The sequence below is a fragment of the Pseudomonas sp. DR48 genome, from assembly GCF_019823085.1.
In the GTDB taxonomy this organism is placed as follows: domain Bacteria; phylum Pseudomonadota; class Gammaproteobacteria; order Pseudomonadales; family Pseudomonadaceae; genus Aquipseudomonas.
Genome location: NZ_CP081946.1, coordinates 6,172,892 through 6,194,876, shown reverse-complemented (window position 1 = coordinate 6,194,876; position 21,985 = coordinate 6,172,892). Strand labels below are relative to the sequence as shown.

22 protein-coding genes and 1 pseudogene are annotated in these 21,985 nt (G+C 60.0%); 12 read left to right on the top strand and 11 right to left on the bottom strand.

Annotated elements, in window-relative coordinates; genetic code table 11:
* The first annotated feature begins 17 nt into the window (after positions 1-17).
* Positions 18-608, top strand: coding sequence for a GGDEF domain-containing protein (locus K5K95_RS27895; RefSeq protein WP_222587077.1), 591 nt, complete (start codon positions 18-20; stop codon positions 606-608).
* Here the strand turns inward: K5K95_RS27895 and K5K95_RS27890 are convergent.
* Positions 586-1,011 carry a VOC family protein gene (locus K5K95_RS27890; protein WP_222587076.1) on the bottom strand — a complete coding sequence of 142 codons (426 nt, stop codon included), beginning with the start codon at positions 1,009-1,011 and terminating at the stop codon, positions 586-588. The genes K5K95_RS27895 and K5K95_RS27890 overlap by 23 nt on opposite strands.
* A 113-nt stretch (positions 1,012-1,124) precedes the next feature.
* Between K5K95_RS27890 and K5K95_RS27885 the strand changes: the two genes are divergently transcribed.
* Complete coding sequence (locus tag K5K95_RS27885; RefSeq protein WP_261398089.1) at positions 1,125-2,042, top strand: LysR substrate-binding domain-containing protein; 918 nt, start codon at positions 1,125-1,127, stop codon at positions 2,040-2,042.
* On the opposite strand, the gene K5K95_RS27880 is transcribed toward K5K95_RS27885, so the two are convergent.
* Both K5K95_RS27880 and K5K95_RS27875 read right to left on the bottom strand, forming a co-directional pair.
* Complete coding sequence (locus K5K95_RS27880) at positions 1,983-2,309, bottom strand: YceK/YidQ family lipoprotein (protein WP_222587075.1); 327 nt, start codon at positions 2,307-2,309, stop codon at positions 1,983-1,985. The two genes, K5K95_RS27885 and K5K95_RS27880, sit on opposite strands and share 60 nt — an antisense overlap.
* Positions 2,310-2,366: 57 nt before the next feature.
* On the bottom strand, positions 2,367-2,804 hold the full coding sequence (locus K5K95_RS27875) for an Lrp/AsnC family transcriptional regulator (RefSeq protein ID WP_090183345.1): 438 nt from the start codon (positions 2,802-2,804) through the stop codon (positions 2,367-2,369).
* A 135-nt stretch (positions 2,805-2,939) separates the two neighbouring features.
* Here K5K95_RS27875 and K5K95_RS27870 point away from each other — a divergent pair, with 135 nt between their 5' ends.
* Positions 2,940-3,833, top strand: coding sequence for a DMT family transporter (locus tag K5K95_RS27870; RefSeq protein WP_222587074.1), 894 nt, complete (start codon positions 2,940-2,942; stop codon positions 3,831-3,833).
* Between the two features lie 7 nt (positions 3,834-3,840).
* Here the strand turns inward: K5K95_RS27870 and K5K95_RS27865 are convergent, their stop codons facing one another.
* Together K5K95_RS27865 and K5K95_RS27860 are read right to left on the bottom strand one after the other, a co-directional pair.
* The gene (locus K5K95_RS27865) at positions 3,841-4,884 is read right to left on the bottom strand and encodes an FUSC family protein (RefSeq protein ID WP_261398197.1); all 1,044 of its coding nucleotides are present in this window, start codon (positions 4,882-4,884) and stop codon (positions 3,841-3,843) included.
* A 44-nt stretch (positions 4,885-4,928) separates the two neighbouring features.
* A complete protein-coding gene (locus K5K95_RS27860; RefSeq protein ID WP_222587073.1) occupies positions 4,929-6,554 on the bottom strand; it encodes an NADP-dependent glyceraldehyde-3-phosphate dehydrogenase in 1,626 nt (541 codons plus the stop codon).
* A gap of 261 nt (positions 6,555-6,815) precedes the next feature.
* Between K5K95_RS27860 and K5K95_RS27855 the strand changes: the two genes are divergently transcribed.
* The 9 genes from K5K95_RS27855 (at position 6,816) to K5K95_RS27815 (ending at position 15,443) form a co-directional block, all read left to right on the top strand.
* Positions 6,816-7,703, top strand: a complete 888-nt coding sequence (locus tag K5K95_RS27855) for a Dyp-type peroxidase (protein ID WP_222587072.1) — start codon at positions 6,816-6,818, stop codon at positions 7,701-7,703.
* Positions 7,704-7,955: 252 nt separating this feature from the next.
* Positions 7,956-8,723: a GntR family transcriptional regulator gene (locus K5K95_RS27850; protein ID WP_222587071.1), complete on the top strand. Its 768-nt coding sequence runs from the start codon at positions 7,956-7,958 to the stop codon at positions 8,721-8,723.
* Positions 8,720-10,465, top strand: a complete 1,746-nt coding sequence (locus tag K5K95_RS27845; protein WP_222587070.1) for a fumarate reductase/succinate dehydrogenase flavoprotein subunit — start codon at positions 8,720-8,722, stop codon at positions 10,463-10,465. Before K5K95_RS27850 ends, K5K95_RS27845 begins: the two co-directional genes overlap by 4 nt.
* 25 nt (positions 10,466-10,490) lie before the next feature.
* Positions 10,491-10,736 (top strand): ferredoxin family protein, encoded by a 246-nt coding sequence (locus tag K5K95_RS27840; protein ID WP_007946457.1) that lies wholly within the window; start codon positions 10,491-10,493, stop codon positions 10,734-10,736.
* Between the two features lie 299 nt (positions 10,737-11,035).
* Positions 11,036-12,442: an ABC transporter substrate-binding protein gene (locus K5K95_RS27835; RefSeq protein WP_222587069.1), complete on the top strand. Its 1,407-nt coding sequence runs from the start codon at positions 11,036-11,038 to the stop codon at positions 12,440-12,442.
* A 127-nt stretch (positions 12,443-12,569) separates the two neighbouring features.
* Entirely contained in the window at positions 12,570-13,352 is a 783-nt protein-coding gene (locus tag K5K95_RS27830) for an ABC transporter permease (RefSeq protein ID WP_222587068.1), read from the top strand.
* Entirely contained in the window at positions 13,352-14,200 is an 849-nt protein-coding gene (locus K5K95_RS27825; RefSeq protein WP_222587067.1) for an ABC transporter ATP-binding protein, read from the top strand. Before K5K95_RS27830 ends, K5K95_RS27825 begins: the two co-directional genes overlap by 1 nt.
* Positions 14,197-15,159: a HEAT repeat domain-containing protein gene (locus tag K5K95_RS27820; protein ID WP_222587066.1), complete on the top strand. Its 963-nt coding sequence runs from the start codon at positions 14,197-14,199 to the stop codon at positions 15,157-15,159. The genes K5K95_RS27825 and K5K95_RS27820 overlap by 4 nt, the downstream gene beginning before the upstream one ends.
* Complete coding sequence (locus K5K95_RS27815) at positions 15,156-15,443, top strand: DUF971 domain-containing protein (RefSeq protein ID WP_222587065.1); 288 nt, start codon at positions 15,156-15,158, stop codon at positions 15,441-15,443. The genes K5K95_RS27820 and K5K95_RS27815 overlap by 4 nt, the downstream gene beginning before the upstream one ends.
* Before the next feature lie 51 nt (positions 15,444-15,494).
* Here the strand turns inward: K5K95_RS27815 and K5K95_RS27810 are convergent, their stop codons facing one another.
* The 6 genes and pseudogenes from K5K95_RS27810 to K5K95_RS33700 form a co-directional block, all read right to left on the bottom strand.
* Positions 15,495-17,852, bottom strand: a complete 2,358-nt coding sequence (locus K5K95_RS27810; RefSeq protein WP_222587064.1) for a tetratricopeptide repeat protein — start codon at positions 17,850-17,852, stop codon at positions 15,495-15,497.
* Positions 17,853-18,019: 167 nt separating this feature from the next.
* Positions 18,020-19,015, bottom strand: coding sequence for a DUF3829 domain-containing protein (locus tag K5K95_RS27805; protein ID WP_222587063.1), 996 nt, complete (start codon positions 19,013-19,015; stop codon positions 18,020-18,022).
* A complete protein-coding gene (locus K5K95_RS27800) occupies positions 19,012-20,385 on the bottom strand; it encodes a J domain-containing protein (RefSeq protein ID WP_222587062.1) in 1,374 nt (457 codons plus the stop codon). The genes K5K95_RS27805 and K5K95_RS27800 overlap by 4 nt, the downstream gene beginning before the upstream one ends.
* The gene (locus K5K95_RS27795) at positions 20,382-20,609 is read right to left on the bottom strand and encodes a hypothetical protein (RefSeq protein ID WP_222587061.1); all 228 of its coding nucleotides are present in this window, start codon (positions 20,607-20,609) and stop codon (positions 20,382-20,384) included. Before K5K95_RS27795 ends, K5K95_RS27800 begins: the two co-directional genes overlap by 4 nt.
* Before the next feature lie 10 nt (positions 20,610-20,619).
* Complete coding sequence (locus K5K95_RS27790; protein ID WP_222587060.1) at positions 20,620-21,648, bottom strand: HAD family hydrolase; 1,029 nt, start codon at positions 21,646-21,648, stop codon at positions 20,620-20,622.
* 88 nt (positions 21,649-21,736) lie between these two features.
* A pseudogene (locus K5K95_RS33700) lies at positions 21,737-21,984 on the bottom strand (transporter); the annotation flags it as partial.
* Position 21,985 lies beyond the last annotated feature (1 nt).

The following is a 21,985-nucleotide window of genomic DNA, read 5'->3' as shown; positions in this document are numbered from 1 at the left end:
CGTCACTGGAGTGAGTCATGCTGATCCCAGGCAAACCGGTCAAAAACGGCGCGTGCGCAGACACGTTGCGTTCGCCACAACAGGAGCGCCAACACCTGCGCGACCTGGCCCGTATGGCCGAGCAAGAATTGATGGGCGTGCAGATGGCGAGCATGGACGAGTTGACGCTGCTGCCCAACCGTCACGGCTTCACAGCGCTGGCCGAACAAGGGCTGAACGCCTGCCAGCAGTTGGGCAGGCCGGCCACGCTGCTGCTGTTCAACCTCGATGACTTCAAGCACATCAACTACCTCTACGGACGCGCCGAGGGCGACAATGCGCTCAAGACCTTCGCGGATGTGCTGCGGATCGCCTTTCGCGAAAGCGATGTAATCGGCCGGCTAGGCAGCGACAAATTCGTGGCCTTGCTGACAGGCTCGAGTGCCGTGGAAATAGCGGCGATCAGGGCGCGCCTCGAAGAAATACTCGAAGAGCGCAACGCCACTGTGCATCGCGCTTATGACCTGCACTTCAGCATCGGCCAGATCGAGGTCGACCCGTTGCTGCATGACACGGTGGATCAGCTCCTGATCGCGGCGGATGCCTTCACTTGGCAAACAGTTGGCTGATGTCTTTGAATGCCTTGAATTCCAGCGCATTGCCGCAGGGGTCGAACAGAAACATCGTCGCTTGCTCGCCCACCAATCCCTGAAAACGAATGCCCGGTTCGATCACGAATCGGGTGTCGCGGGCTTTCAATCGCTGCGCCAGGGCTTCCCACTCTTTCATTCCCAGCACTACGCCGAAATGCGGCACGGGCACGTCATGACCGTCCACGGCATTGGTGTTCGCCGCTTCCTGAGACGCGTTTTTCGGCGCCAGGTGGATCACCAATTGATGGCCAAAAAAGTTGAAGTCGACCCAATGGTCACTGGAGCGGCCTTCTTCCAGGCCGAATACTTCAGCGTAAAAATGCCGGGCGGCGGCCAGGTCATAGACCGGGATGGCCAAGTGAAAAGGAGAGAGTTGCATTGGTCTTGCCTCGGATGTGTCGGGAGTGAGGCTGAGTTTAGCGCTGTGCTTTTTGATTGAAAGACGATAGTTTTTGCGTCGAGCTCAAATTATTTCGATCAATCGAGAACGCCATGCTGCGCGAACTGAAAACTTTCATTGCCGTGACACGCTTCGGCACGTTCGCGGCGGCCGGAATGCATATCGGGCTGACGCAGTCGGCGGTCAGTGCGCAGATGCGCAATCTGGAACAGGCGCTGGGCATTCGTCTGTTCGATCGCACCGGGCGCCAGGCGATCCTCAATGCGGCAGGGCAACGGGCGTTACCGATGGCGCGGGAGATCCTCGAAACGTTCAGCCGGATGGCGGTCAGTGATGATGTCAGTGAATACCGCGGCGAACTGAAAATTGGCGCGGTGGCGACGGCGCAGACCGGCTTGTTGCCTCAAGCATTGTTGCGATTGCGTCAGCAGGCGCCGTTGCTGGAGCCCAAGCTGGTGCCGGGTGTCTCGTTGAATTTGTTGAGTCAGGTGGACACCGGAGAGGTGGACCTGGCGATTCTGATCAAGCCCCCGTTCGACTTGCCCAAAGAACTGTCCGCGCAGGTGATCCGCCGGGAAGCCTTTGTATTGATCGTGCCGACGGACCTCGAAGGCGATGACCCGTTGCAGATTCTCGCGAGTCATCCTCATGTGCGTTACGACCGCAATTCGTTTGGTGGGCGCCTGGTCACGCGGTTTCTGCGTGAACAGCAGATTGATGTACAGGTGGCACTGGAGCTGGATGAACTGGAAGCCATCGTGAAAATGGTCGAATGCGGGCTCGGCGTTTCGCTGCTGCCCGAAGCGGGGTTGTGGCTGGACTATGGAGCGAAGGTCAGGATCATCCCGCTGGGCGATTTGACGTTCTATCGCGAAATCGTCCTGTTGCAGCGCTACAGCCAGCGCACACAGCCGATCCAGCAGCTGTTCGCCGAGTGCCTGAATGCTGCATCAGTCAACCATGATGCTGCCATCGGCCTGCTGACGGTAGAGGGTGTAGGGCAGCAGTAACGTATCGAACGCACCGGATAGAACCACATCGATCAGCACAATGGCCGGAGCGTTGTCATGCACTTCGGCTTCTCGGCCTTTTTCCAGGGGCGCATTCAGTATGCAGAAATCGTAAGTCACACCGCTGTAGATTCGCGGAACGGCGCCGCAGTAGCTTTTGCGCTCCTTGAGACTCTTCGCCGCCACTTCGTCACCGCGCATCACTGTTTGTACCGTACCGCAACCCGCGAGCATCAACGCCGCGAGTAAAACCGCCTGAGTTTTCATACCGCCAATCCTTCGCCGGAAAACCGTCAATCTACGCGTTTCACATCAAAACATCACTCACGCCATCGGGGGCAAGCGGCGTTTGACCGGGGTCTTTTTGACGATGGCGGTGTTGGTTTCGGCGTGGGTGTTGAGGCGGTCGAGCAGGGTGTCCAGTTGCTCCATCGAACGCACATGCAGGCGCGCGATGAAGCAGTCGTCGCCGGTGACTTTGTCGCATTCGGTGAATTCGGGGATGGCCTGGATTTGTCGCTCCACTTCCTGCAACTGGCCCGGCAGCGGGCGGATGCGCACGATGGCCTGGAGTTGATAACCAAAGCATTTTGGATCGATCTCGACGGTGTAGCCCTTGAGCACGCCACGCTCTTCAAGACGGCGCAGACGCTCGGCAACGCTGGGCGATGACAGGCCGCTGATGTTCGCCAAGGCCTTGAGCGAGCGGCGTGAGTCTTCCATCAAGGCGCTGATCAGCACTTGGTCGATGTCGTCGGTCATGGCAAAACCCCTGTTAGGCGATTGACTGAATATGCCTTGATAAAAAAGGCAGAAGCCGATTTTAGCCTGCTTTTTGCGCTGGAGAAGCCCTCTGCCGGATTGGCATACTTTGGCCTCAAACAGAGGAGTCTGATGATGGACAAAACAATACGTCGCGGTTCATTTGAAATGACCGCCGCCATGCTGATTTCCGGGACCATCGGCTGGTTTGTGTTGGTGTCCGGGCAACCGGTGCTGGACGTGGTGTTCTGGCGTTGCGTGTTCGGCGCCGGCACGCTGTTGCTGATCTGCGCGGCATTCGGCTTCCTGCGTCCAGGCATTCTGACCCGCACCACGTTCTGGCTGGCGGTGCTCAGCGGCGTCGCGATTGTCGGCAACTGGTTGCTGTTGTTCGCCTCTTATTCCCGTGCTTCGATTGCCATTGGCACGGCGGTGTATAACGTCCAACCGTTCATGCTGGTCGGGTTGGCCGCGCTGTTCCTCGGCGAGAAGATCACCCTGCAGAAACTGTTCTGGCTGGGCGTTTCGTTTCTGGGAATGCTGGCGATTGTCAGCGCTCATGGCGAGCAGGGCCCGGGCGGTAACGATTACCTGATGGGGATCGGTCTGGCACTGGGGGCGGCGTTTCTTTACGCGATTGCAGCACTGATCATCAAGCGCCTGACCGGCACGCCACCGCATTTGATTGCGCTGATCCAGGTCAGCACCGGCGTGCTGTTGCTGGCGCCATTCGCGCACTTTTCAGCATTGCCGCAGGCACCCAGTGCCTGGGGCAGCCTGGTGACGCTGGGCATTTTCCACACCGGCGTGATGTATGTGCTGTTGTACGGTGCGATTCAGAAACTGCCGACGGCGCTGACCGGAGCGCTGTCGTTCATCTACCCGATTGCGGCGATTTTCGTCGACTGGTTTGCCTTCGGCCACCGCCTCGATCCGCTGCAATGGATCGGTGTCGCAGCGATTCTGCTGGCCGCCGCCGGCATGCAGCAGGGCTGGGGCCTGAAGGTTCGCCGGACGGTCACCTCATAACCGGGCATCAGATGCTCCAGCGCGGCGCAGTCTTCGCCAGGCGCTGGCGCATCTCGCCGATATTCAAGGCGAACTGACGGATCAGTAACCGATAGCCATCCAGCGGGTTGTACACCGGTGCTTCGAGACTTGAATTAACCGGCAAATCGATAGGGCGATTCAGTCGCTGCGACGCGCCGGTTTTCAGCGCCCGGGCCATGCCGATCAACTGCACCCGAATTTGCCGGTGTTCGGCTTTCAATGACGATTGCAGGTGCGCCATGGCCTCGGGGTCATTGGCATCCGGTCGGGTGTTGCCGAGGATTTCCAGGGTGCTGACGCACATCCGCAAGTTGCGCTGGATGGCATCGAGTTCGGTCATGGAAATCTTCACTTCCTTGGACACCGACGGCATCAGCGAGCGCAGTTGCACCATCACCGTATTCAAGCGATTCATGAGTTTGAGGTGTTCGTCGTCACTGACCGGTTGGCCATTGATGATGCGCCCGTAAATCGTCGCGCAATCGCGCAGCGAATCGGCCAGGTTGTAGCGCCAGGAATAGACCGCATACAGCGGCAGGGCGAAGGAGAACGCCAGGGCCAGGGCAATGCCGATCAGGATATCCACCCCGCGCCACAGGCCATCGGTGACAGGGTTATCGCCGTGGCCGGCGACGATAAACACGGTAATCGCCGACAGCAGCGCCGTGTAACCGCCCTTGCCAATGGCATGGTACGAGAAGAACCCGCACACCACCGACATCGCAAAATAGGTCAGCCACGGCATGCCAAGCCAGGCCTGTTGCGCCGCCAGCAAAAGCCCGACGCCAGCACCGATCAGGGTGCCGATGGCGCGTTCAGCGGCTTTTTTGCCGATGTTGCCGTGGTGTTGCAAGCCGCCGATCACCACCAGCATCGTCACCGACGCCCACTCACCGTGGGGCAGGTGGATGCCGGTGGTCAGCAGGATCGTCGCCAGCAACCCGAGCGATACGCGCACCGCGTGGATCAGTTTCGCGTGGCGATAGCGCCGATACGGGTCCAGCAACGGACGCAGTAAACGGCGCAGCAGCGGTGGCAATCGGTTGGCTCTGAATGTGCTCAGGCTCGGTGTCCTCAGAAAATATAATCGGTGGTCAGGAAGCTTGAGCTGCGTCCGCTGATGATCTCGCTGATGAGTTCCTTGTTGGTTTCCTGGAACTTGGTGGCCACCAGCGTGCGGATCGAAAACACCCTCAGCGCATCATGTACCGACAGCGTGCCTTCGGCGGAGTTCTTGCGGCCATTGAACGGGTAGGTGTCCGGGCCGCGCTGGCACTGGGCGTTGAGGTTGATCCGCCCGACCTGGTTGGCAAAGGTGTCCACGAGGCGCCCGACGGCCACCGGGTTGGTGCCGAAGATGCTCAACTGCTGGCCGAAGTCCGATTCCAGGACGTAGTCGATCACCGTGTCCAGATGCCGGTAAGGCACGATGGGTACCACCGGGCCGAATTGTTCTTCCTGATAGACGCGCATCTGCGGCGTCACCGGGAACAGCACGGCCGGATAGAAGAACGACGCCCGGGCCTGACCGCCGTTCGGATTCACCACCGTGGCGCCTTTGCTCACGGCATCCGCCACCAGTGAATGCAGGTAGTCGACCTTGCTCGCTTCCGGCAGTGGCGTCAGGGCTACGCCGCTGTCCCAAGGCATTCCCGGCTTCAGGGTGGCGAGTTTGGCGTTGAATTTCTCGATGAACGACTCGACCACATCTTCGTGGACAAAGAGGATTTTCAGCGCGGTGCAACGCTGGCCGTTGAACGACAGCGAGCCGGTCACCGCTTCGCTGACCGCGTTGTCGAGGTCGACTTCCGGCAGCACGATGCCCGGGTTCTTCGCATCCAGGCCCAGCGCCGCACGCAAACGGTGTGGTTTGGGGTGGAGTTTTTTCAAGTCGCTGGCGGCTTTGTTGGTGCCGATGAACGCGAAGATATCGATCTTGCCGCTGGCCATCAGCGCGCTGACGGTCTCGCGACCGCTGCCGTAGATCACGTTGATTACGCCTGCCGGGAAGCTGTCGCGGAAGGCTTCCAGCAAGGGCCGAATCAGCAGCACGCCGAGTTTCGCCGGTTTGAACACCACGGTGTTGCCCATGATCAGCGCCGGGATCAGCGTGGTGAAGGTTTCATTCAGCGGATAGTTGTAAGGCCCCATGCACAGCGCCACACCCAGCGGTACGCGGCGGATCTGCCCGAGGGTGTCCTGCTCCAGCTCGAAACGGCTGGAGCGGCGGTCGAGTTCTTTCAGGGCGTTGATGGTGTCGACGATGTAATCACAGGTGCGGTCGAACTCTTTCTCCGAGTCCTTGAGGTTCTTGCCGATCTCCCACATCAGCAGCTTGACCACGGCCTCACGCTGTTCGCGCATCCGGCTGAGGAAGGTTTCGACGTGCTGGATGCGTTCGGCCACCCGCATGGTCGGCCACAAACCCTGGCCCCGGTCATAGGCGCGGACGGCGGCATCGAGCGCGGTCAGTGCGGTCTCGGCGTCGAGCAGCGGCGTGCTGCCGAGGATCACTTGTTCGTCGCCATTGGCACCGGTCACGTACACCGGGCTGCGGACCTGGGCGAGGGGCCCGGACCAGTTTTTCAGTTCGCCGTCGACCAGGTATTCGCGTTGCTCGGTCTGGCCGTCGAGGCGGTATTTTTCCGGAATGTCGGCGTGACTCGGGAACAGGTTGCCGAGAATGTTGGCTGTGGTCATGTCGCTACCCCGTCTGGATTGGGTGACTGATGAATCGTTTTAGCAGACCTCGGCCTCGCTTGTCATGACTCATCTCATCGTTTTGCGGCTCAGGGTTTCAACCCTCAACCCACTCGCGTCGGTGCCTTCGTGTTGACCTGTGCTGTAGCACGATGAAAAAGGTGGCCCCGTCGAGGGACGCCGTCAACCCGCAAATCCATATGGGGTGCACACAAATGCTCATCCCCCGGTTAAACTCAGCGCTCTTTTTAAGGAGTTCATATGAGTTATTACCAGCCGGGCATTCTCGCCACCCCTGTTCCGCCACAAGCCCGTCATATGTTCTTCGCCCTCGAATCTGCCGAAGCCTTGCCTGCCGCGCTCGATAACCTGGCGCAACTGGTGGACGGGAAATCGGCGGTGGTCGGCTTCGGTGAGTCCCTGGTCAAGGCGCTGCACGCTCGGGTCGAAGGCCTGCGGGCGTTCCCGGCGCTGGCCGGTGTCGGTGTCGATAATCCGTCGACCCAGCATGCGCTCTGGTGCTGGTTGCACGGCGTCGACCGGGGTGAATTGCTCAATCGCAGCAACGCCATCGAAGCCGCGCTGGCACCGGCCTTGCGCCTGGTGCAGATGAACGAAACCTTCCGCCACCAGACCGGCCACGACTTGACCGGTTACGAGGACGGCACCGAAAACCCCCACGATGAAGCCGCCGTGGCTGCCGCGCTATTGGGCGAAGGTGCAGAAGGCCTGGTCGGGGGCAGCTTTGCCGCGATCCAGCAGTGGCAGCATGACCTCAAGGGCTTTCACGCCATGCCGCCCCATGAGAAAGACAACATCATGGGCCGCCGCCTGATCGACAACGAGGAAATCGACGACGCGCCGATTTCGGCCCACGTCAAACGCACCGCCCAGGAAAGTTTTGCCCCTGAAGCGTTTGTGGTGCGTCGTTCGATGCCGTGGATCGAAGGTGAACGCGCCGGCCTGATGTTCCTGGCGTTCGGTTTCTCTCTCGACGCTTTCGAAGCCCAGTTGCGCCGCATGAGCGGCCTGGAAGACGGCATCACCGACGGCTTGTACCGCATCAGTCGCCCAATCACCGGCGGCTACTACTGGTGCCCGCCGCTCAAGGACGGTCATCTGGACCTGCGCGCCCTGCGCATCGGCTAACCCTGCTCGGCATGTTGAAAACCGATTGGGTGATGGACGCGCTCCTTAAGCGCATATGACACATAGTCAAAAGATCGCAGCCTCGTTTCACTCGACAGCTCCTACAGGGTTTTGCATTCCTTCTGTAGGAGCTGTCGAGTGAAACGAGGCTGCGATCTTTTGATCTTCTAACCTTATGCTTAATCAGTATTTCTCAATCCTCACAAGGCCTCTCTAAGATCACGTCATAACTCGTTATAACAAGTGATCTTCATGACCGATAACGTTCTATCCCTTAGCCCGCTTTCCCACAGCAGTATTCCGCTGCACACCCAACTGCGCGATGTGTTGCGCGCCCGTATTCTCGACGGCGAATACCCGCAAGACAGCCAGATGCCTTCCGAAAGCGAGCTCGGTGTGCTGTTCAAAGTCAGCCGCATCACCGTGCGCCAGGCCTTGGGCGATCTGCAAAAGGAAGGGCTGATCTTCAAGATCCACGGCAAGGGCACCTTCGTCGCCAAGCCCAAAACCTTCCAGAACGTCAGCACTTTGCAAGGCCTGGCCGAGTCCATGACCGGTCGCGGCTACGAGGTGATAAACCGCCTGCGCAGTTTCAAATTCATTGCTGCCGACAAACTGGTCGCCGAGCGTTTGCACGTCGCCGAAGGTGAAACCGTGGCGCAGATCAAACGGGTGCGATTGATCAATCGCGAGCCGATTTCGCTGGAAATCACCTACCTGCCCAAAGCCATCGGTGAGCGGCTGGAGAAGGCCGATCTGGTGACGCGCGACATCTTTCTGATCCTCGAAAACGACTGCGGCCTGGCCCTCGGCCACGCCGATCTGGCCATCGATGCGGTGCTGGCTGACAGCGACCTGACCCAGGCGCTGAACGTCGAGCCCGGCTCGCCGATCATGCGCATCGAGCGCCTGACCCACGACGCCAGCGGCCACCCCGTGGACTTCGAACACCTTTACTACCGTGGCGATGCCTTCCAGTACCGCTTGCGGATCGACCGGCAAAAAGGGGATCAGGCATGACCCACAGTTCTATCACCAGAAACACGCTGGAGCAGGAATACGACATCGTCGTGATCGGCGGCGGCACCGCTGGCCCGATGGCGGCGATCAAGGCCAAGGAGCGCAACCGCGATCTGCGCGTGCTGTTGATCGACAAGGCCAACGTCAAACGCAGCGGCGCGATCAGCATGGGCATGGACGGCCTGAACAACGCAATCATTCCCGGTCACTCGACGCCAGAGCAGTACACCAAGGAAATCACCATCGCCAACGACGGCATCGTCAATCAGGCGGCGGTCTATGCCTATGCGACCCACAGCTTCGAAACTATCGAGCAACTGGACCGCTGGGGCGTCAAGTTCGAGAAGGATGAGACCGGCGACTACGCGGTGAAAAAGGTCCACCACATGGGCGCCTACGTGTTGCCGATGCCGGAAGGGCATGACATCAAGAAAGTCCTGTACCGCCAGTTGAAGCGGGCGCGGGTAAGCATCACCAATCGCCTGGTCTGCACGCGATTGCTGACGGATGAAGAGGGCGCAGTCAACGGCGTGATGGGTTTCGATTGCCGCACCGCCGACTTCCATGTGATCAAGGCCAAAGCCGTGATCCTCTGCTGCGGCGCGGCCGGGCGCCTGGGGCTGCCAGCCTCCGGCTACCTGATGGGCACCTACGAAAACCCGACCAATGCCGGCGACGGCTATGCCATGGCCTATCACGCCGGGGCCGAACTTTCGAACCTCGAATGCTTCCAGATAAACCCGTTGATCAAGGACTACAACGGCCCGGCCTGCGCCTACGTCACCGGCCCGCTGGGCGGCTACACCGCGAACAACAAGGGCGAGCGCTTCATCGAATGCGACTACTGGAGCGGCCAGATGATGTGGGAGTTCCACCAGGAACTCGAGAGCGGCAACGGCCCGGTGTTCCTTAAGCTCGATCACCTGGCCGAGGAAACCATTCAGAACATCGAAGAGATCCTGCACAGCAACGAACGCCCGAGCCGTGGCCAGTTCCACGCCAATCGCGGCACCGATTACCGCACGCAAATGGTCGAGATGCACATCTCGGAAATCGGCTTTTGCAGTGGGCACTCGGCGTCCGGCGTGTGGGTCAACGAGAAGGCCGAAACCTCGGTCAAGGGCTTGTACTCGGCGGGGGACATGGCAGCGGTGCCGCATAACTACATGCTCGGCGCGTTCACGTATGGCTGGTTTGCCGGCACTAATGCAGCGGATTTCGTCGCCGGGCGCGAGTTTTCAGCGGTCGATGCCGAGCAGGTTAAAACGGAAAAGCAACGGGTCTACGCACCACTGGACCGAGAACACGGACTGCCGCCCGCGCAGGTCGAGTACAAGTTGCGGCGTTTTGTGAACGACTACCTGCAACCGCCGAAAGTGACCAAGAAGATGCAGATCGGCCTGCAACGCTTCAGCGATATCCAGCGCGATCTCGATCAGATCAAGGCCCACAACGCCCACGAACTGATGCGCGCCATGGAAGTCAGCATGATCCGCGACTGCGCCGAAATGGCCGCCCGCGCGTCCTTGTTCCGCGCCGAAAGTCGCTGGGGGCTTTACCACTATCGCGTCGACCACCCGCAACGCGACGACAGCGACTGGTTCTGCCATTGCCATCTGAAGAAGGGTGAAAACGGCTTGATGACCAGCTTCAAGAAAGCCGTCGAGCCTTACATCATCGCGCTTGATGCCGAAGAAATGCAGGCCTATGACCGGCTGCGGGTCGGTGCCTTCGCGGCCTGAGCATCACTAAAAGAGAGACCGCCAAATGGCCTATCAACCCCAGGAAATCTTCTTCCGCTCCAACGCGCCGGTCACGGTCGATGAAGACCTTTGCATCGCCCATAAAGGCTGCACCGTGTGTGTCGACGTCTGCCCGATGGACCTGCTGGCCATCAACCCGGCCACGCAAAAAGCCTACATGGCCTTCGATGAATGCTGGTACTGCATGCCCTGCGAAAAGGACTGCCCGACCGGGGCCGTGAAAGTCGAAATACCGTATTTGCTTCGTTGAAATGCATATCAGTGTGGGAGCGGGCTTGCTCGCGAAGAGGCCGGTACAGCTTGCATCGCCATTGACAGAGAGGACGCTTTCGCGAGCAAGCCCGCTCCCACAAGGGATCGAGGCCAGCTGAGAATATTGTGTGCAACTGGCAACCTGTGGGAGCGAGCCTGCTCTCGATGACGTCAGCCCAGACAACATAAACGCCATCCGGCAACACCGGACGCTTGCTTCAAAACACCCCTCGTTTCCCACCACGCCCTGATCGTGGCGGAGACGAACATCCTATAAATGATTCGAGGGGATTCACTATGCTATTGCGCGCAGCATTTGCCGGTCTGGTACTGGCTTCATTCACCTTGTCGGCCTCGGCCGAAACCATCCGCATCGCCATCGGCACCCAGGACACCACAATCAATTGCGCCGCCGGCGGCTTGTTGATTCGCGAACTCGGCCTGCTCGATAAATACCTGCCCCACGACGGCCCCTACAAGGACGCCAACTATGACGTGGAATGGAAAAACTTCACCAGCGGTGCGCCCCTGACCAATGAGATGGTCGCCGGCAAACTCGACTTCGGCGCCATGGCCGATTTCCCCGGTTCGTTCAACGGTGTGGCGTTCGAAACCGCCGGCAAGCACAGCCTGTTTATCAGCGTGTTGTCGGGCAGCATCAAGGGCAGCGGCAACGGCATCGTGGTGCCAAGCGCCTCGGGCGTGCAGTCGCTGGCCGAGTTGAAAGGCAAGACCATTTCCGTGCCGTTCGCGTCCACTGCCCACGGTATGTTGTTGCGGGCCGTGGCTGCGCAAGGCTGGGATCCGCTCAAAGATGTGAACATCATCGCCCAACCGCCGGAAGTGGCCGGTTCTGCGTTACAAGCCGGGAAAATCGACGCCCACGCCGACTTCGTGCCGTTCGCCGAACTGTTCCCGAGCCGAGGTTTCGCCCGCAAGATTTATGACGGTTCACAGGCCAACACACCGACATTCCATGGTGCCTTGGTCGATCAGGCCTATGCGAAGAAATACCCGGAAATCGTCGTTGCCTACCTGCGAGCGAGCATCGAGGCCAATCAACTGCTGGCGGCCGAGCCGGAGAAATACAGCGAGCTGATCGCCAAGGTCTCCGGCGTCGACGCCGAGGTCAATTACCTGTTCCACGGTCCGCTGGGCGTGCAAACCCGTGACCTGAGCTGGAAGCCGGAATACCGCCAGGCCGTCGGCACCGCCATCGATACGCTCAAGCTGTTGAAGAAGGCGGATCGCGGCCTGGATCTGAATACCTTCATCGACGACCAGTACATCCGCGCCGCGTTCAAGGCCTCGAACCTGGACTACACCGCGCAATTGGCCAACTACGGGCAGACGCCGCTCAACGCGGTGGATGCGGCGAGCGGCAAAGCCATCACCGACTTCAGTCATGTGGCGGAAATCTGGGTGCGCGGTGAACCGAAAGTCCGTCAATACGCCTCGGCCGAATCGGCGTTCACCGCATTGGCCGGCTTGAAGCAGGAAGGCAAAAGCATTCGCGCGGTGTATGCCCAGGCGAGCGACAGCGGGATCAAGTTGCTGGCCGATCAGGCGTGGTTTGCCAGTGATGCGAAAGGCCGCTTGAGTGCATTCCTGCTCAAAGGCCAGGCCCAGCAATTCGCCACGGCCCAGGGCGGAAAAGTCTTCGACTTCATCGATGCCACCACCCAGGCAGTCGCCACCCGCTAAAGCGCAAATCCCTGTGGGAGCGGGCTTGCCCGCGAAGGGGCCAGTTCAGGCGTCATCAGTGTTGACTGGCACACCGCAATCGCGAGCAAGCCCGCTCCCACAGTGATCTCGGTTGAGAGGAAGAATTGTGTACGGATCATATTTGCGCTGGATACCAAGAGCCGCTTCACTGCTGCTCTGCCTTTTATTCTGGCAACTCGCCGCCAGCCACCACTGGAACCTCGGGCTGGTGACCTTCGCCAACGTGCCGACGCCGCTGGCCGTTATCCAGGCAGCCCTGGGCCTGGGTGATTCCGGCAAGCTTGCCCAGCACCTGAGCAGCAGCCTCGGCCGCGTCTTCGCCGGTTACCTGGTGGCGATGATCATCGGCATTGCTTTGGGCCTGGCCATCGGGCGCTCGAACTGGGCCGAAGATGTATTGCTGCCACCGCTGGAAGTCCTTCGCCCGATTCCGGCCGTCGCCTGGATTCCCTTGGCCATCCTGATGTTTCCGTCCTCGGAATTGTCGATGGTTTTCATCACCTTCACAGGCGCACTGTTCCCGATCCTGCTCAACACCGTGCACGGCGTCGAAGGCGTCGACCCGCGCCTGATAGCGTCAGCCAAAAGCCTCGGGGCAGGGCGCCGGGCGATTCTGTGGGAGGTGATTGTGCCGGGCGCCGCGCCGAGCATCATCACTGGCCTCGCCATCGGCATGGGCACCTCGTGGTTCTGCCTGGTGACCGCCGAAATGATCTCCGGCCAGTACGGCATCGGCTATTACACCTGGGAGTCCTACACCCTCCAGAACTACGCCGACATCGTCGTCGGTATGTTGCTGATCGGTGTCCTCGGGATGGGCAGCAGCCTGCTGATCAAACGCCTCGGCGGGCTGTTCACGCCTTGGCACCGACCGCGAGGAAAAGCCTGATGAGCATGATGCAAACCCCTGAGGGGCGGATCGACATTCGCCAACTGTCCATCGTCCTCGGCGAAGCACAGCACGCCTTCGAAGCCGTGCAAGGCCTCGACTGCCAGATCGAACCGGGGCAATTCGTGTGCATTCTCGGGCCATCCGGTTGTGGCAAATCGACTTTGCTCGGCGCACTGGCGGGGCACCTGCAGCCGACCACCGGCAGCCTGAAAGTCGATGGCGCGGACGTTTCTGGCCCGTCGCCGCAACGGGGCATGGTGTTCCAGCACCACACCCTGTTCCCGTGGAGAACCGTGCGCGACAACGTGGCGTTCGGCTTGAAAATGCGTGGCATCGGCAAGGTCGAACGCCACCAGGCTGCCGATGAAATCCTCGCGCTGGTGGGCCTTGAAGGCTTCGCCGAACGCTGGCCGGATCAGCTCTCCGGTGGCATGCAGCAACGGGTGGAAATCGCCCGTGTACTGGTCAACCGTCCGCGCCTGTTGCTGATGGACGAGCCTTTCGGCGCCCTCGATGCGCTGACCCGGCTGAACATGCAGGAGCTGCTGCTGGACATCTGGACGCGGATTCGCACCACGGTGGTGTTCGTCACCCACGACATCGACGAAGCGCTGTTCCTCGCCGACCGCCTGCTGGTCATGAGTTCACGGCCTGGTCGAATCATTGAAGACCTGCGCCTGGAATTCCCTCGACCACGCACCACCGAATTGGTCACCAGCCATGAGTTTTCCCGCTTGAAACGCCATTGCCTCGAATTACTGCGTCATGAAGACGGTCGGCAGTTACCACGCCTGAACCCTCTCGGACTGCCTCCTGAAAACAAACTGCCGCGATTTGCCCTATGACCTCTCTATTCGATGTAACCGACAACGACGACATTCTCGCCCTGCAACCGCGCCTGACCGACGACGATCCTGGCGTGCGCCGGATCGCCCTGATCGAACTGGCCGACCTTGAAGAACCGGACGGTCTGCTGTGGCTGGTCAACCGACTGGCTGAAGACCCGACCGAAGACGTCCGCGCCGAGGCCGCGCGCCTGCTTGAAGCTTGGGAAGACACGCCAGTGGTCGAGGCACTGTGCCAGGCCCTGACCGATCCCTCCTTGGCCGTGCAAGCGGCCGCCGCGCAAAGCCTGAGCCTGCTCAAGAGCGAGGCGGCGGGCAGGGTGGTTCTGCCGTGGACCGGGCACGCCGAAGTCAACGTGCGCATCGCCGCGTTCAGGGCTCTGCGTGAATTGCGTTTCCCCGGTGCCGCGGGCGCTGCCGCAGCGGCATTGAACGATGAAAACGCCAGTGTCCGGCGCGAAGCCGTGGGCGTACTCGGCTGGCTCAAGCAACTCGATGCCTTGCCCGCCCTGGCCAAACTGGTCAGCGACGATCCGGACACCGAAGTCCGCCGCGCCGCCACCGGGGCCTTGGGCCTGGCGTCCGATGCTCAAGTGTTGCCGGCCTTGCGCCAGGCATTGCAGGACCCGGCCTGGCAAGTGCGCGAAGAAGCCGCCACCACCCTGGGCAAAGTCGGCCACGTTGACGCCGGTCCTGCCTTGGTCGAAGCCTTGAGCGACGATTACTGGCAAGTCCGTCTGCGCGCCACCCGCAGCCTCGGTCGTTTGCGTTACGTTCCGGCGCTCGATGCGCTGATCGACACCCTCGGCCACCGCATCAGCAACCTGCGCAAGGAAGCCGCGCTGGCCCTTGGCGAACTGAACGATAAAGGCGCCATCGCGCCCTTGCAGGCCGCACAAGACGACAGCGACCCGGAAGTGCGCAAAGCCGTGCGCATCGCCTTGAGTCAACTGCAATGAACCCGGTGGCGGTGGGCAACTCCCAAAGCAAACAGCAGCTGCGATTGAGCTGGGCGGATGGGCGTGAGCAGCGGCTGGATCATGCTGAGTTGAGGCGTCAGTGCCCGTGTTCGCAATGCCGGGCGTTTCGGTTGCAGGGGCTGACGGTCAAAGTCGACGAGCGCATCCGCGTGATTGAACTCAACCCACAGGGCTACGGCCTGCAACTGATCTTCAGCGACGGCCATGAGCGCGGCATCTACCCATGGCCGTATCTGGCACAACTCGCCCCTGAGAACGGCTGAACCCTTGTGGGGGATAGCCTGCTCGCGAAGGTCCTTCGGACCAGTCGCAGATTATTTCAACGCCGGGTCTCCCATGTTCATTTTCTTCCAGGATTGCAACAACACTTGGGCCTTCGGTTCCTGACCACTGTCGAGGTAGTACTGGATCAGCGACAACCGCGCATTGCGATTGGCGGGTTGGACTTTTAGCAGTCGTTCCAACTCTGCGCACGCTTCATCAACCTTGCCGCTGTCATGCAACGCCACCGCCAGCACATAGCCGTACTGGCCGTTTTGCGGCTCCAGTTGCGCCGCTTTGCGCAAGGCCGGCATGGCTTGGGCGGATTTCCCCGCACGCACCAGTGACAGGCCTTGGGTATGTTGCAACAGGGCGGCGTCGGGATGTTCCTTGAGGCTCTGCACCAACAGCGATTGTGCTTCTTGGCCGCGTCCGTTGGCCTCCAGCCATTGCACCAGCGTGACGAGGGCCGGGTAGAAATCGGGATCACGCTTCAGTGCACTACGCAGCAGCGGTTCAACTTCGTCATTGCGACCGCTGGCCTGATACAGCATCGCCAGGTTGAGGTTGGCCTCGGCGCGTTCCAGCAGGCTTTTTTGCACGGCTTCGTACTCGGCGATGGCCGCTTCCCAGTTCGCCTGGGCGCCGCCAAGACCGTTACGGGCGGCGCCAAGCAGATCCCGAGCCGCGCCAATGCGCACAGCCTTCACCGGGTCTTTCAGCAACGGTGTCAGCAACGGCGCTCGCTCAGGTGGCGGCAGGAACGCGCTGATCGCCCGCACCGCGCTCTCACGCACTTGCGGCGCGGCGTTGCCAAGGTCTTTGGTCGCCAGTTTCAGCGCCTGCTCGCTCGGGTACAGCGGCAGTTCTCCGAGCAGGGTCGCCCGCTGAATCGCCGGCAAATTGCTGCGCTGCAGTTGTTCGTACAAGGCTTGCGCGGCACCAGGCTGGTCGTTGCGAATCAACCACAGGCTTTCGTCATAACGTGGCGCGGTTGGCACCTGCGAGCTGCTGCTCCACAGCTTGAACTGCTCGGTGACCTTGTCGCCGGCCTTGCCCTGGTGACAGGTCAGGCAAGCGTCCGGTGTACCAAGTTTTTGCGCCCGCTCCGGGTTGGGAATGCTGAAGCTGTGGTCATGCCGAAAGTCGTTGCCCATGTAGAACTTGCCGGGCATGTGGCAATCCACGCATTGCGAACCTGGCTGGCCCATGGTGTGGCGGGTGTGTTCGATCGAGTCGTAGTTCTTCGCTTGCAACCCCTTGCCGTCGACACCGGCCACCGAGGTCTTGCCAGCGGTGTTGTGGCATTGCAGGCAAACGCCGTTGCCCGGCGCCTTGAGTTCGGTGCTGTGAGGGTTGTGGCAGTTGCTGCAGCGCACGCCCTTGTCGAACATTTTGCTTTGGGCAAAAGAGCCGTGCTCGAACACCTCGTCCTTGATCTTGCCGTCCAGCGCATACAACTCGCGGGTCAAGGTGCTTGGCAGGTAGTCGTCCATCAGGCGTTTGCCGGCGGTGTAACCATCGTCCAGTGGCGCGCGACGGGAGTGGCAACGGGCGCAGGTTTCGATTTCGACGGTAGCGTCCTTGTCCTTGAGGTCCACCGCAAAACCCACGTGGATCAAGCCAGTCTTTTTCGCCGTCCATTCCAGGTGATTGGAGGCTGGGCCGTGGCATGCCTGACAGCCGACACCGAGGCTGTTCCATTGACTGTCAAAAGTGTTTTTGGCGGCATCGAAATTGCGCTTAAAGCCGGTGGTATGGCATTCGACGCACATGAAGTTGGCGTTCTGGCTCGGTTTGCTCCAGTGCAGCGGACTCTTGAAATTCACGCCCTGGCCGGGATAGAGGTGAAACCAGCGATGTTTCTCGGTATCCCAGGCCACGCCCAGCGCTTGCAAGCGCCCGTCGCCGACCTCGATCAGGTATTGCTGCAACGGCGCAATACCGAAGGTATAGGCGACCTTGAAGTCGGCATTCTTGCCGTCGATGCCCGGCGTGTTGACCCAAAATCCGTCGTCCTTGCGTGAGAAACGGCTGGTTTCGTTTTCTGCCTTGAACGTGACGTTATTGAAATCACCCAGCATCGTTTCGGCATTGGCTGGCTGCATCGCCAATTGGTGATGGGAGCCTTGCCAGTCTTTCGTCTGCTCGCTGTGGCAGCCTTGGCATTGTTGCTCGTCGACCATCTTCGCCGGCGCCAGGGCGACGGGTTGCGGCTTGGCCGGCTGAGCGGCAGGCGCGCTGACGGGCACGGGTTTGGGCAGCGCTGGCGAACTGCTGAACAGAAACCAGCCGATTGCCGCCACCGCCACCAGCAACAGACCGATGGTGACGGGAAACAGATAACGATGGGTCAGCGATTTTGGCGAATCAGGGGTTGGCTGTGCTGCTTTATTTTTATGTGTCGGCATTACGACTTCCGTAGTCCAGGTGCGTTTGCCGTCGGGCGCGCGTTCTAGCCTATTGCAGCTTTGTCGCAGGATCGGTGTCTGTCAAATGGCGGCTGTGAGCAAAACCTCGGAGAACGATGAATATCGTGTGTTTTCAACAACTGCTCCAGTGTCGATAGACCCAATCCTCAATACTCAGCCCGTCCCAGTCGGTTGTAATAGCTGATCAGCGAGTCATACCCTCGTGTCACCGCAAAAAAGTCATCACTCAATCGCTGTGGTTCAGCCTTGTTCTGCCAGTCCTGGTGCAGAGCATTCAAGGCATCCAGATACGTCTGCGTCGGCCTGGCAATGTGCGACCAGAGATAACTGGGGACTTCGTTACGTTTTTGCGTTTCTGGTAACTGACTGTGGTTGAACTGCTGCCGGTAATCCCAGGCCAGTTGCAGTTCAGCGGTGGTTTTGGCCAGGGCCTGGGGTGTCAGGGTTCGATTTTTAACCCCCTCGGTGACCAGGTTCAGGGTATCTCTGGCCTGGATCATGTAAGCCAGCAAATACCAGTGAATGTCCTTGCCCAGACGCGCTTCGATCAGATTGAGCTGCGCGCGTCGCTGTTCAAGGTCCAGCGCTTCGACGTGCTGTCTGAGCAGCGTCGACGCCGTGAGGTAGTCCTCGGCCTTAATTCTGAACTGGTCGGCAAACGCAGGCTGCACCTCGTTGATGACGGTCGAAAAGCGCGCCTGCCGGTAAAAAGTGATTTGCTGCGTCAGGGGCATTACTTGCTGTAACGCCTGCGCGTAGGCATCGGCTTTTAACGCCAACGGTGGGTCGTATTCAAGCAGCTTGAGTTTTTCGCTGATTTTTGCCGAGCAGATGTCCCTTTGGAGGTAGGACGCATCACTGGCACCGTTGTCGTCGAAGTCATGCTGGCGGGTAATCCAGTCAAGCACTGGTTGCTCAGATTGCTTCGGCGATTTGTACAGTTCGTAGGCCACTCGCCAATGCACGTCGACACGATTGATGCAGTCGATCACCGGGCTTAGCGCATTGGCCTGCGCGGTGAGCGGCGCGTCGTATTTATCCAGCCACAAGTCGATGCGGGCGACGAATTTCGAGGAGCCGGCCAACCCTATCAAGATAAGCAGTACGACGGTGGCTATGGGGAACAGCCATTTCGGAATCATGGCTGTTTCTCCTGGCCGTACCACTGCTCAGCGGTGGCCGGGGCGTAGCATTCGCTGGTGGTAACCGGCATGCGGCTGCACAAGCGTTCGGTCCATTGTTGCAGGCCCTGGTTGCGATTGACCGTGCCTTGGCTTGAGATCACTTTGAACACGCCGAGTATTACAACCAGGACCACAATGCCCGCGCCCATCAAGCAACGTTTGAACAAGGGGCTGGCGTGCTGCCAGGAAACGCGCGGCTTGACCTCTCTGCGGCGTATCAGCCCGACGGTTGCCAGCGTGCTCACGTAAACGATGCTGCCAACCACGCCATAAACATTGCCGATGCCTGCTGTCATGACTGCACAGGGAATCAGGTCGCGCAGCACGCCAAACGGCAGCGGGCCGCGCGAGGGCGAAAGGCGCGCACTCAATCGATCGTCCAGCAACCAGAAGCGATGGGCGACTAGCCCTGTCATCCAGTTGAGTACCCAGCCGCCAGCAGCGAATATCATCGACCAGAACACCGTGACGCCAATCAATCCGCCCAGCCGCGTGCCCAACGGAGCGAACTGGATAAAGGAGCCGACCAGGCAGGCGAGGACAATGCCCAGGTACATCGGCCAACTGTCGTAGACGTATTCCCAGTCCCGCCAGAAGAACGGCGTGCCGCCGGGTAGATTTGCGCAGATATCAGGATGATTGGCGTGCAGCGCAGAACTCAGCTTGCGGCATTGCACCCAATCTTCGTCGCGCAAGCGTCGAGCCAGGGCGCGGCGCTGGCTGAACCTCAGGGGTGCCAATAACAGGCGTGCGGCGCGATGCTGCGGCGTGGCGGCGGGTTCTGCAGCCAGGCACTGGTGCCAGGCCAGAAAGATCGGTGCTTCACGACGCTCGGCGATGTGCTGGCGCTGCTGCTGCAACTGTTCGATCAGGACTTCATCCAGTTCCAGCCGCTGCTGATAGCTAAACCAGTGAAAGGTCTCGATCGCCCACTCGATCAGGTCTTCGCAGGTGTCAGTGTGCTCGACGCAATGCCTTAGCACCGCATCTTCCATGACATCGACGGCGCCATGCGCTACGGCGGTGGCATGCCGTTGTTTGAGCTCGTCACGGCTGACGTTATGCAATGAGCGCGTGACCACGTGCAGCGCATCAACCTCGACCACTGACAGGCCGCTCAGGTCCCACGACTCTTCAACGCTGGAGTCTTCCTCGCGCAAGCGCTCCCATTGCTCGATGTTCAGCGCTTGTTCGTAGGCCTCACGCAGACGCTGAAAACCTTCCGGGTCTTCGTCTGGACGTGTCTGTTTGAGCAGTGCCGCGTATTGGCGTTTGATTTGGCGCGTATCGGCGTCGGCCGACAGACCAAGGACGGTCCAGCAACTCATTGCGTGTGCAACTCCATGAAAACCTGCGACGCGGCAACATCCCTGTAAACGGGGTGTAGTGGCAATTCGATTTTGCGCACACTACCTGTTTCGCGTCGAAAAGTCCTTGGCCCGACCACGCCCATCGAATAGGCGCTGATGTTGGTCTGGCCGATGTCGTCGCCTTGTTCCTTTTGCTCACTTACGTCATTCAAAAGCGACAACCGTTTTTTGCATTCCTGCATTACGCTTTTTTTATTGCACTTGCTCGGGTGTGGTGGCATCGAACGGATAGACCCGGCGCCATTCGGCAGCCATATCCACGATAGTCCAGTCACGGGTTTTTGCTTCATCCAGGGCCTTGTCCAGACGACCGATGTCGGATTGGCGGTCGTAGGCCCATTCGCGTTTGGCGTCGGTGTGATGCACCAGTCCCATGAACCGTTTGCCTGGCCCTGCGGCCGTCCACTGGAGCATTTGTAGATCGCCATCGGAGTTGCCGAAAGCGAGGATCGGCCGTTTGCCGATGACGGAATCGATGCTTTCGGGTTTGCCCGGGCCGTCGTCGTTGTGCGCCAGTTTCGGCGAGCGAATGATCGAAGCTTTGCCGTCCTTGTACTGGAACGCTGTGACGAACGTGGTGCCGATGACCTGCTCCGGAGGGATGCCGTAGACCTTCTCGGCGAAGGCACGCATGAACGCGGTGTCACCGCCGGAAACGATGTAGGTCTTGAAGTTCTGGCTGCGCAGGTAGTCGAGCATTTCCAGCATCGGCTGGAAGATCATCTCGGTATACAGCTTGCCGGTCTTGGGGTGTTTGGCCTGGCTCAGCCAGGTTTTTGCGTAGTCATCGAAGGCTTCGGTGGTCATGCCGGTGTGGGTGGCACCGAAGATTTTCATCATCCCGCCCATGCCGGAGGCCGCCAGGGCCTTGTGATCGTTTTCCAGTACGGCCTGGAACGGCTGGGTGGTTTTCCATTCCGGGTGTTGTGGCGCGGTGCGCTTGACTTCTTCCAGGGCAAACAACAATTCGAAGTACATCGGCTGCTCGCTCCAGAGGGTGCCGTCGTTGTCGAACACAGCAATGCGGTCCTCGGGCTTGACGAAATCCTTGCTGCTCTGGTCGGTGACAGCCTGGACGAACTCGATGATGTTTTTCTTCGAGGGTCCGTCGTTCCATGACGGCAGGGGCTCGGCGGCCAGCGCCAATAGCGGCAGGCTCAAGGCTAGTGCGAACAGCAGTTTCAACCCGTAGCGTTGGCGGGTCGATATCGGGCTCGTCATGGGAAATCCTTCTCTTGGACAGGGTTTAGTGGTCGTAGTACTAGAGGGGCGGCGGCATTGCGGGATTCGGCCCGCTTATGCAGCGTAGCCAAGGATTTCTTGAATTGGCGCAGCGCCGGATTTTCGTTTGATTGCCGGCTGTAACGACCCCGATCTCGCCGGAAATCGGCACGCCCTTGCTGCAGAAAGACATGACCCAACCCGGTTCCGGCGGCACGATCCCGACATTGGAAAACAACAGTTGCCCAGTGATCGGCCGACCGACACCGCTCTCAGAGGGCTTGCGCCGATCACACCCAGGGCCAGTAAAGGACGAACTACAAAAGGCCTGACCATG

Excerpts from the sequence above, each read along its gene's own strand:
- K5K95_RS27895 (WP_222587077.1), top strand. The coding sequence starts at position 18 with ATGCTGATCCCAGGCAAACCGGTCAAAAACGGCGCGTGCGCAGACACG.
- K5K95_RS27890 (WP_222587076.1), bottom strand. The coding sequence starts at position 1,011 with ATGCAACTCTCTCCTTTTCACTTGGCCATCCCGGTCTATGACCTGGCC.
- K5K95_RS27885 (WP_261398089.1), top strand. The coding sequence starts at position 1,125 with ATGCTGCGCGAACTGAAAACTTTCATTGCCGTGACACGCTTCGGCACG.
- K5K95_RS27880 (WP_222587075.1), bottom strand. The coding sequence starts at position 2,309 with ATGAAAACTCAGGCGGTTTTACTCGCGGCGTTGATGCTCGCGGGTTGC.
- K5K95_RS27875 (WP_090183345.1), bottom strand. The coding sequence starts at position 2,804 with ATGACCGACGACATCGACCAAGTGCTGATCAGCGCCTTGATGGAAGAC.
- K5K95_RS27870 (WP_222587074.1), top strand. The coding sequence starts at position 2,940 with ATGGACAAAACAATACGTCGCGGTTCATTTGAAATGACCGCCGCCATG.
- K5K95_RS27860 (WP_222587073.1), bottom strand. The coding sequence starts at position 6,554 with ATGACCACAGCCAACATTCTCGGCAACCTGTTCCCGAGTCACGCCGAC.
- K5K95_RS27855 (WP_222587072.1), top strand. The coding sequence starts at position 6,816 with ATGAGTTATTACCAGCCGGGCATTCTCGCCACCCCTGTTCCGCCACAA.
- K5K95_RS27850 (WP_222587071.1), top strand. The coding sequence starts at position 7,956 with ATGACCGATAACGTTCTATCCCTTAGCCCGCTTTCCCACAGCAGTATT.
- K5K95_RS27845 (WP_222587070.1), top strand. The coding sequence starts at position 8,720 with ATGACCCACAGTTCTATCACCAGAAACACGCTGGAGCAGGAATACGAC.
- K5K95_RS27840 (WP_007946457.1), top strand. The coding sequence starts at position 10,491 with ATGGCCTATCAACCCCAGGAAATCTTCTTCCGCTCCAACGCGCCGGTC.
- K5K95_RS27835 (WP_222587069.1), top strand. The coding sequence starts at position 11,036 with ATGCTATTGCGCGCAGCATTTGCCGGTCTGGTACTGGCTTCATTCACC.
- K5K95_RS27825 (WP_222587067.1), top strand. The coding sequence starts at position 13,352 with ATGAGCATGATGCAAACCCCTGAGGGGCGGATCGACATTCGCCAACTG.
- K5K95_RS27820 (WP_222587066.1), top strand. The coding sequence starts at position 14,197 with ATGACCTCTCTATTCGATGTAACCGACAACGACGACATTCTCGCCCTG.
- K5K95_RS27815 (WP_222587065.1), top strand. The coding sequence starts at position 15,156 with ATGAACCCGGTGGCGGTGGGCAACTCCCAAAGCAAACAGCAGCTGCGA.
- K5K95_RS27810 (WP_222587064.1), bottom strand. The coding sequence starts at position 17,852 with ATGCCGACACATAAAAATAAAGCAGCACAGCCAACCCCTGATTCGCCA.
- K5K95_RS27805 (WP_222587063.1), bottom strand. The coding sequence starts at position 19,015 with ATGATTCCGAAATGGCTGTTCCCCATAGCCACCGTCGTACTGCTTATC.
- K5K95_RS27800 (WP_222587062.1), bottom strand. The coding sequence starts at position 20,385 with ATGAGTTGCTGGACCGTCCTTGGTCTGTCGGCCGACGCCGATACGCGC.
- K5K95_RS27795 (WP_222587061.1), bottom strand. The coding sequence starts at position 20,609 with ATGCAGGAATGCAAAAAACGGTTGTCGCTTTTGAATGACGTAAGTGAG.
- K5K95_RS27790 (WP_222587060.1), bottom strand. The coding sequence starts at position 21,648 with ATGACGAGCCCGATATCGACCCGCCAACGCTACGGGTTGAAACTGCTG.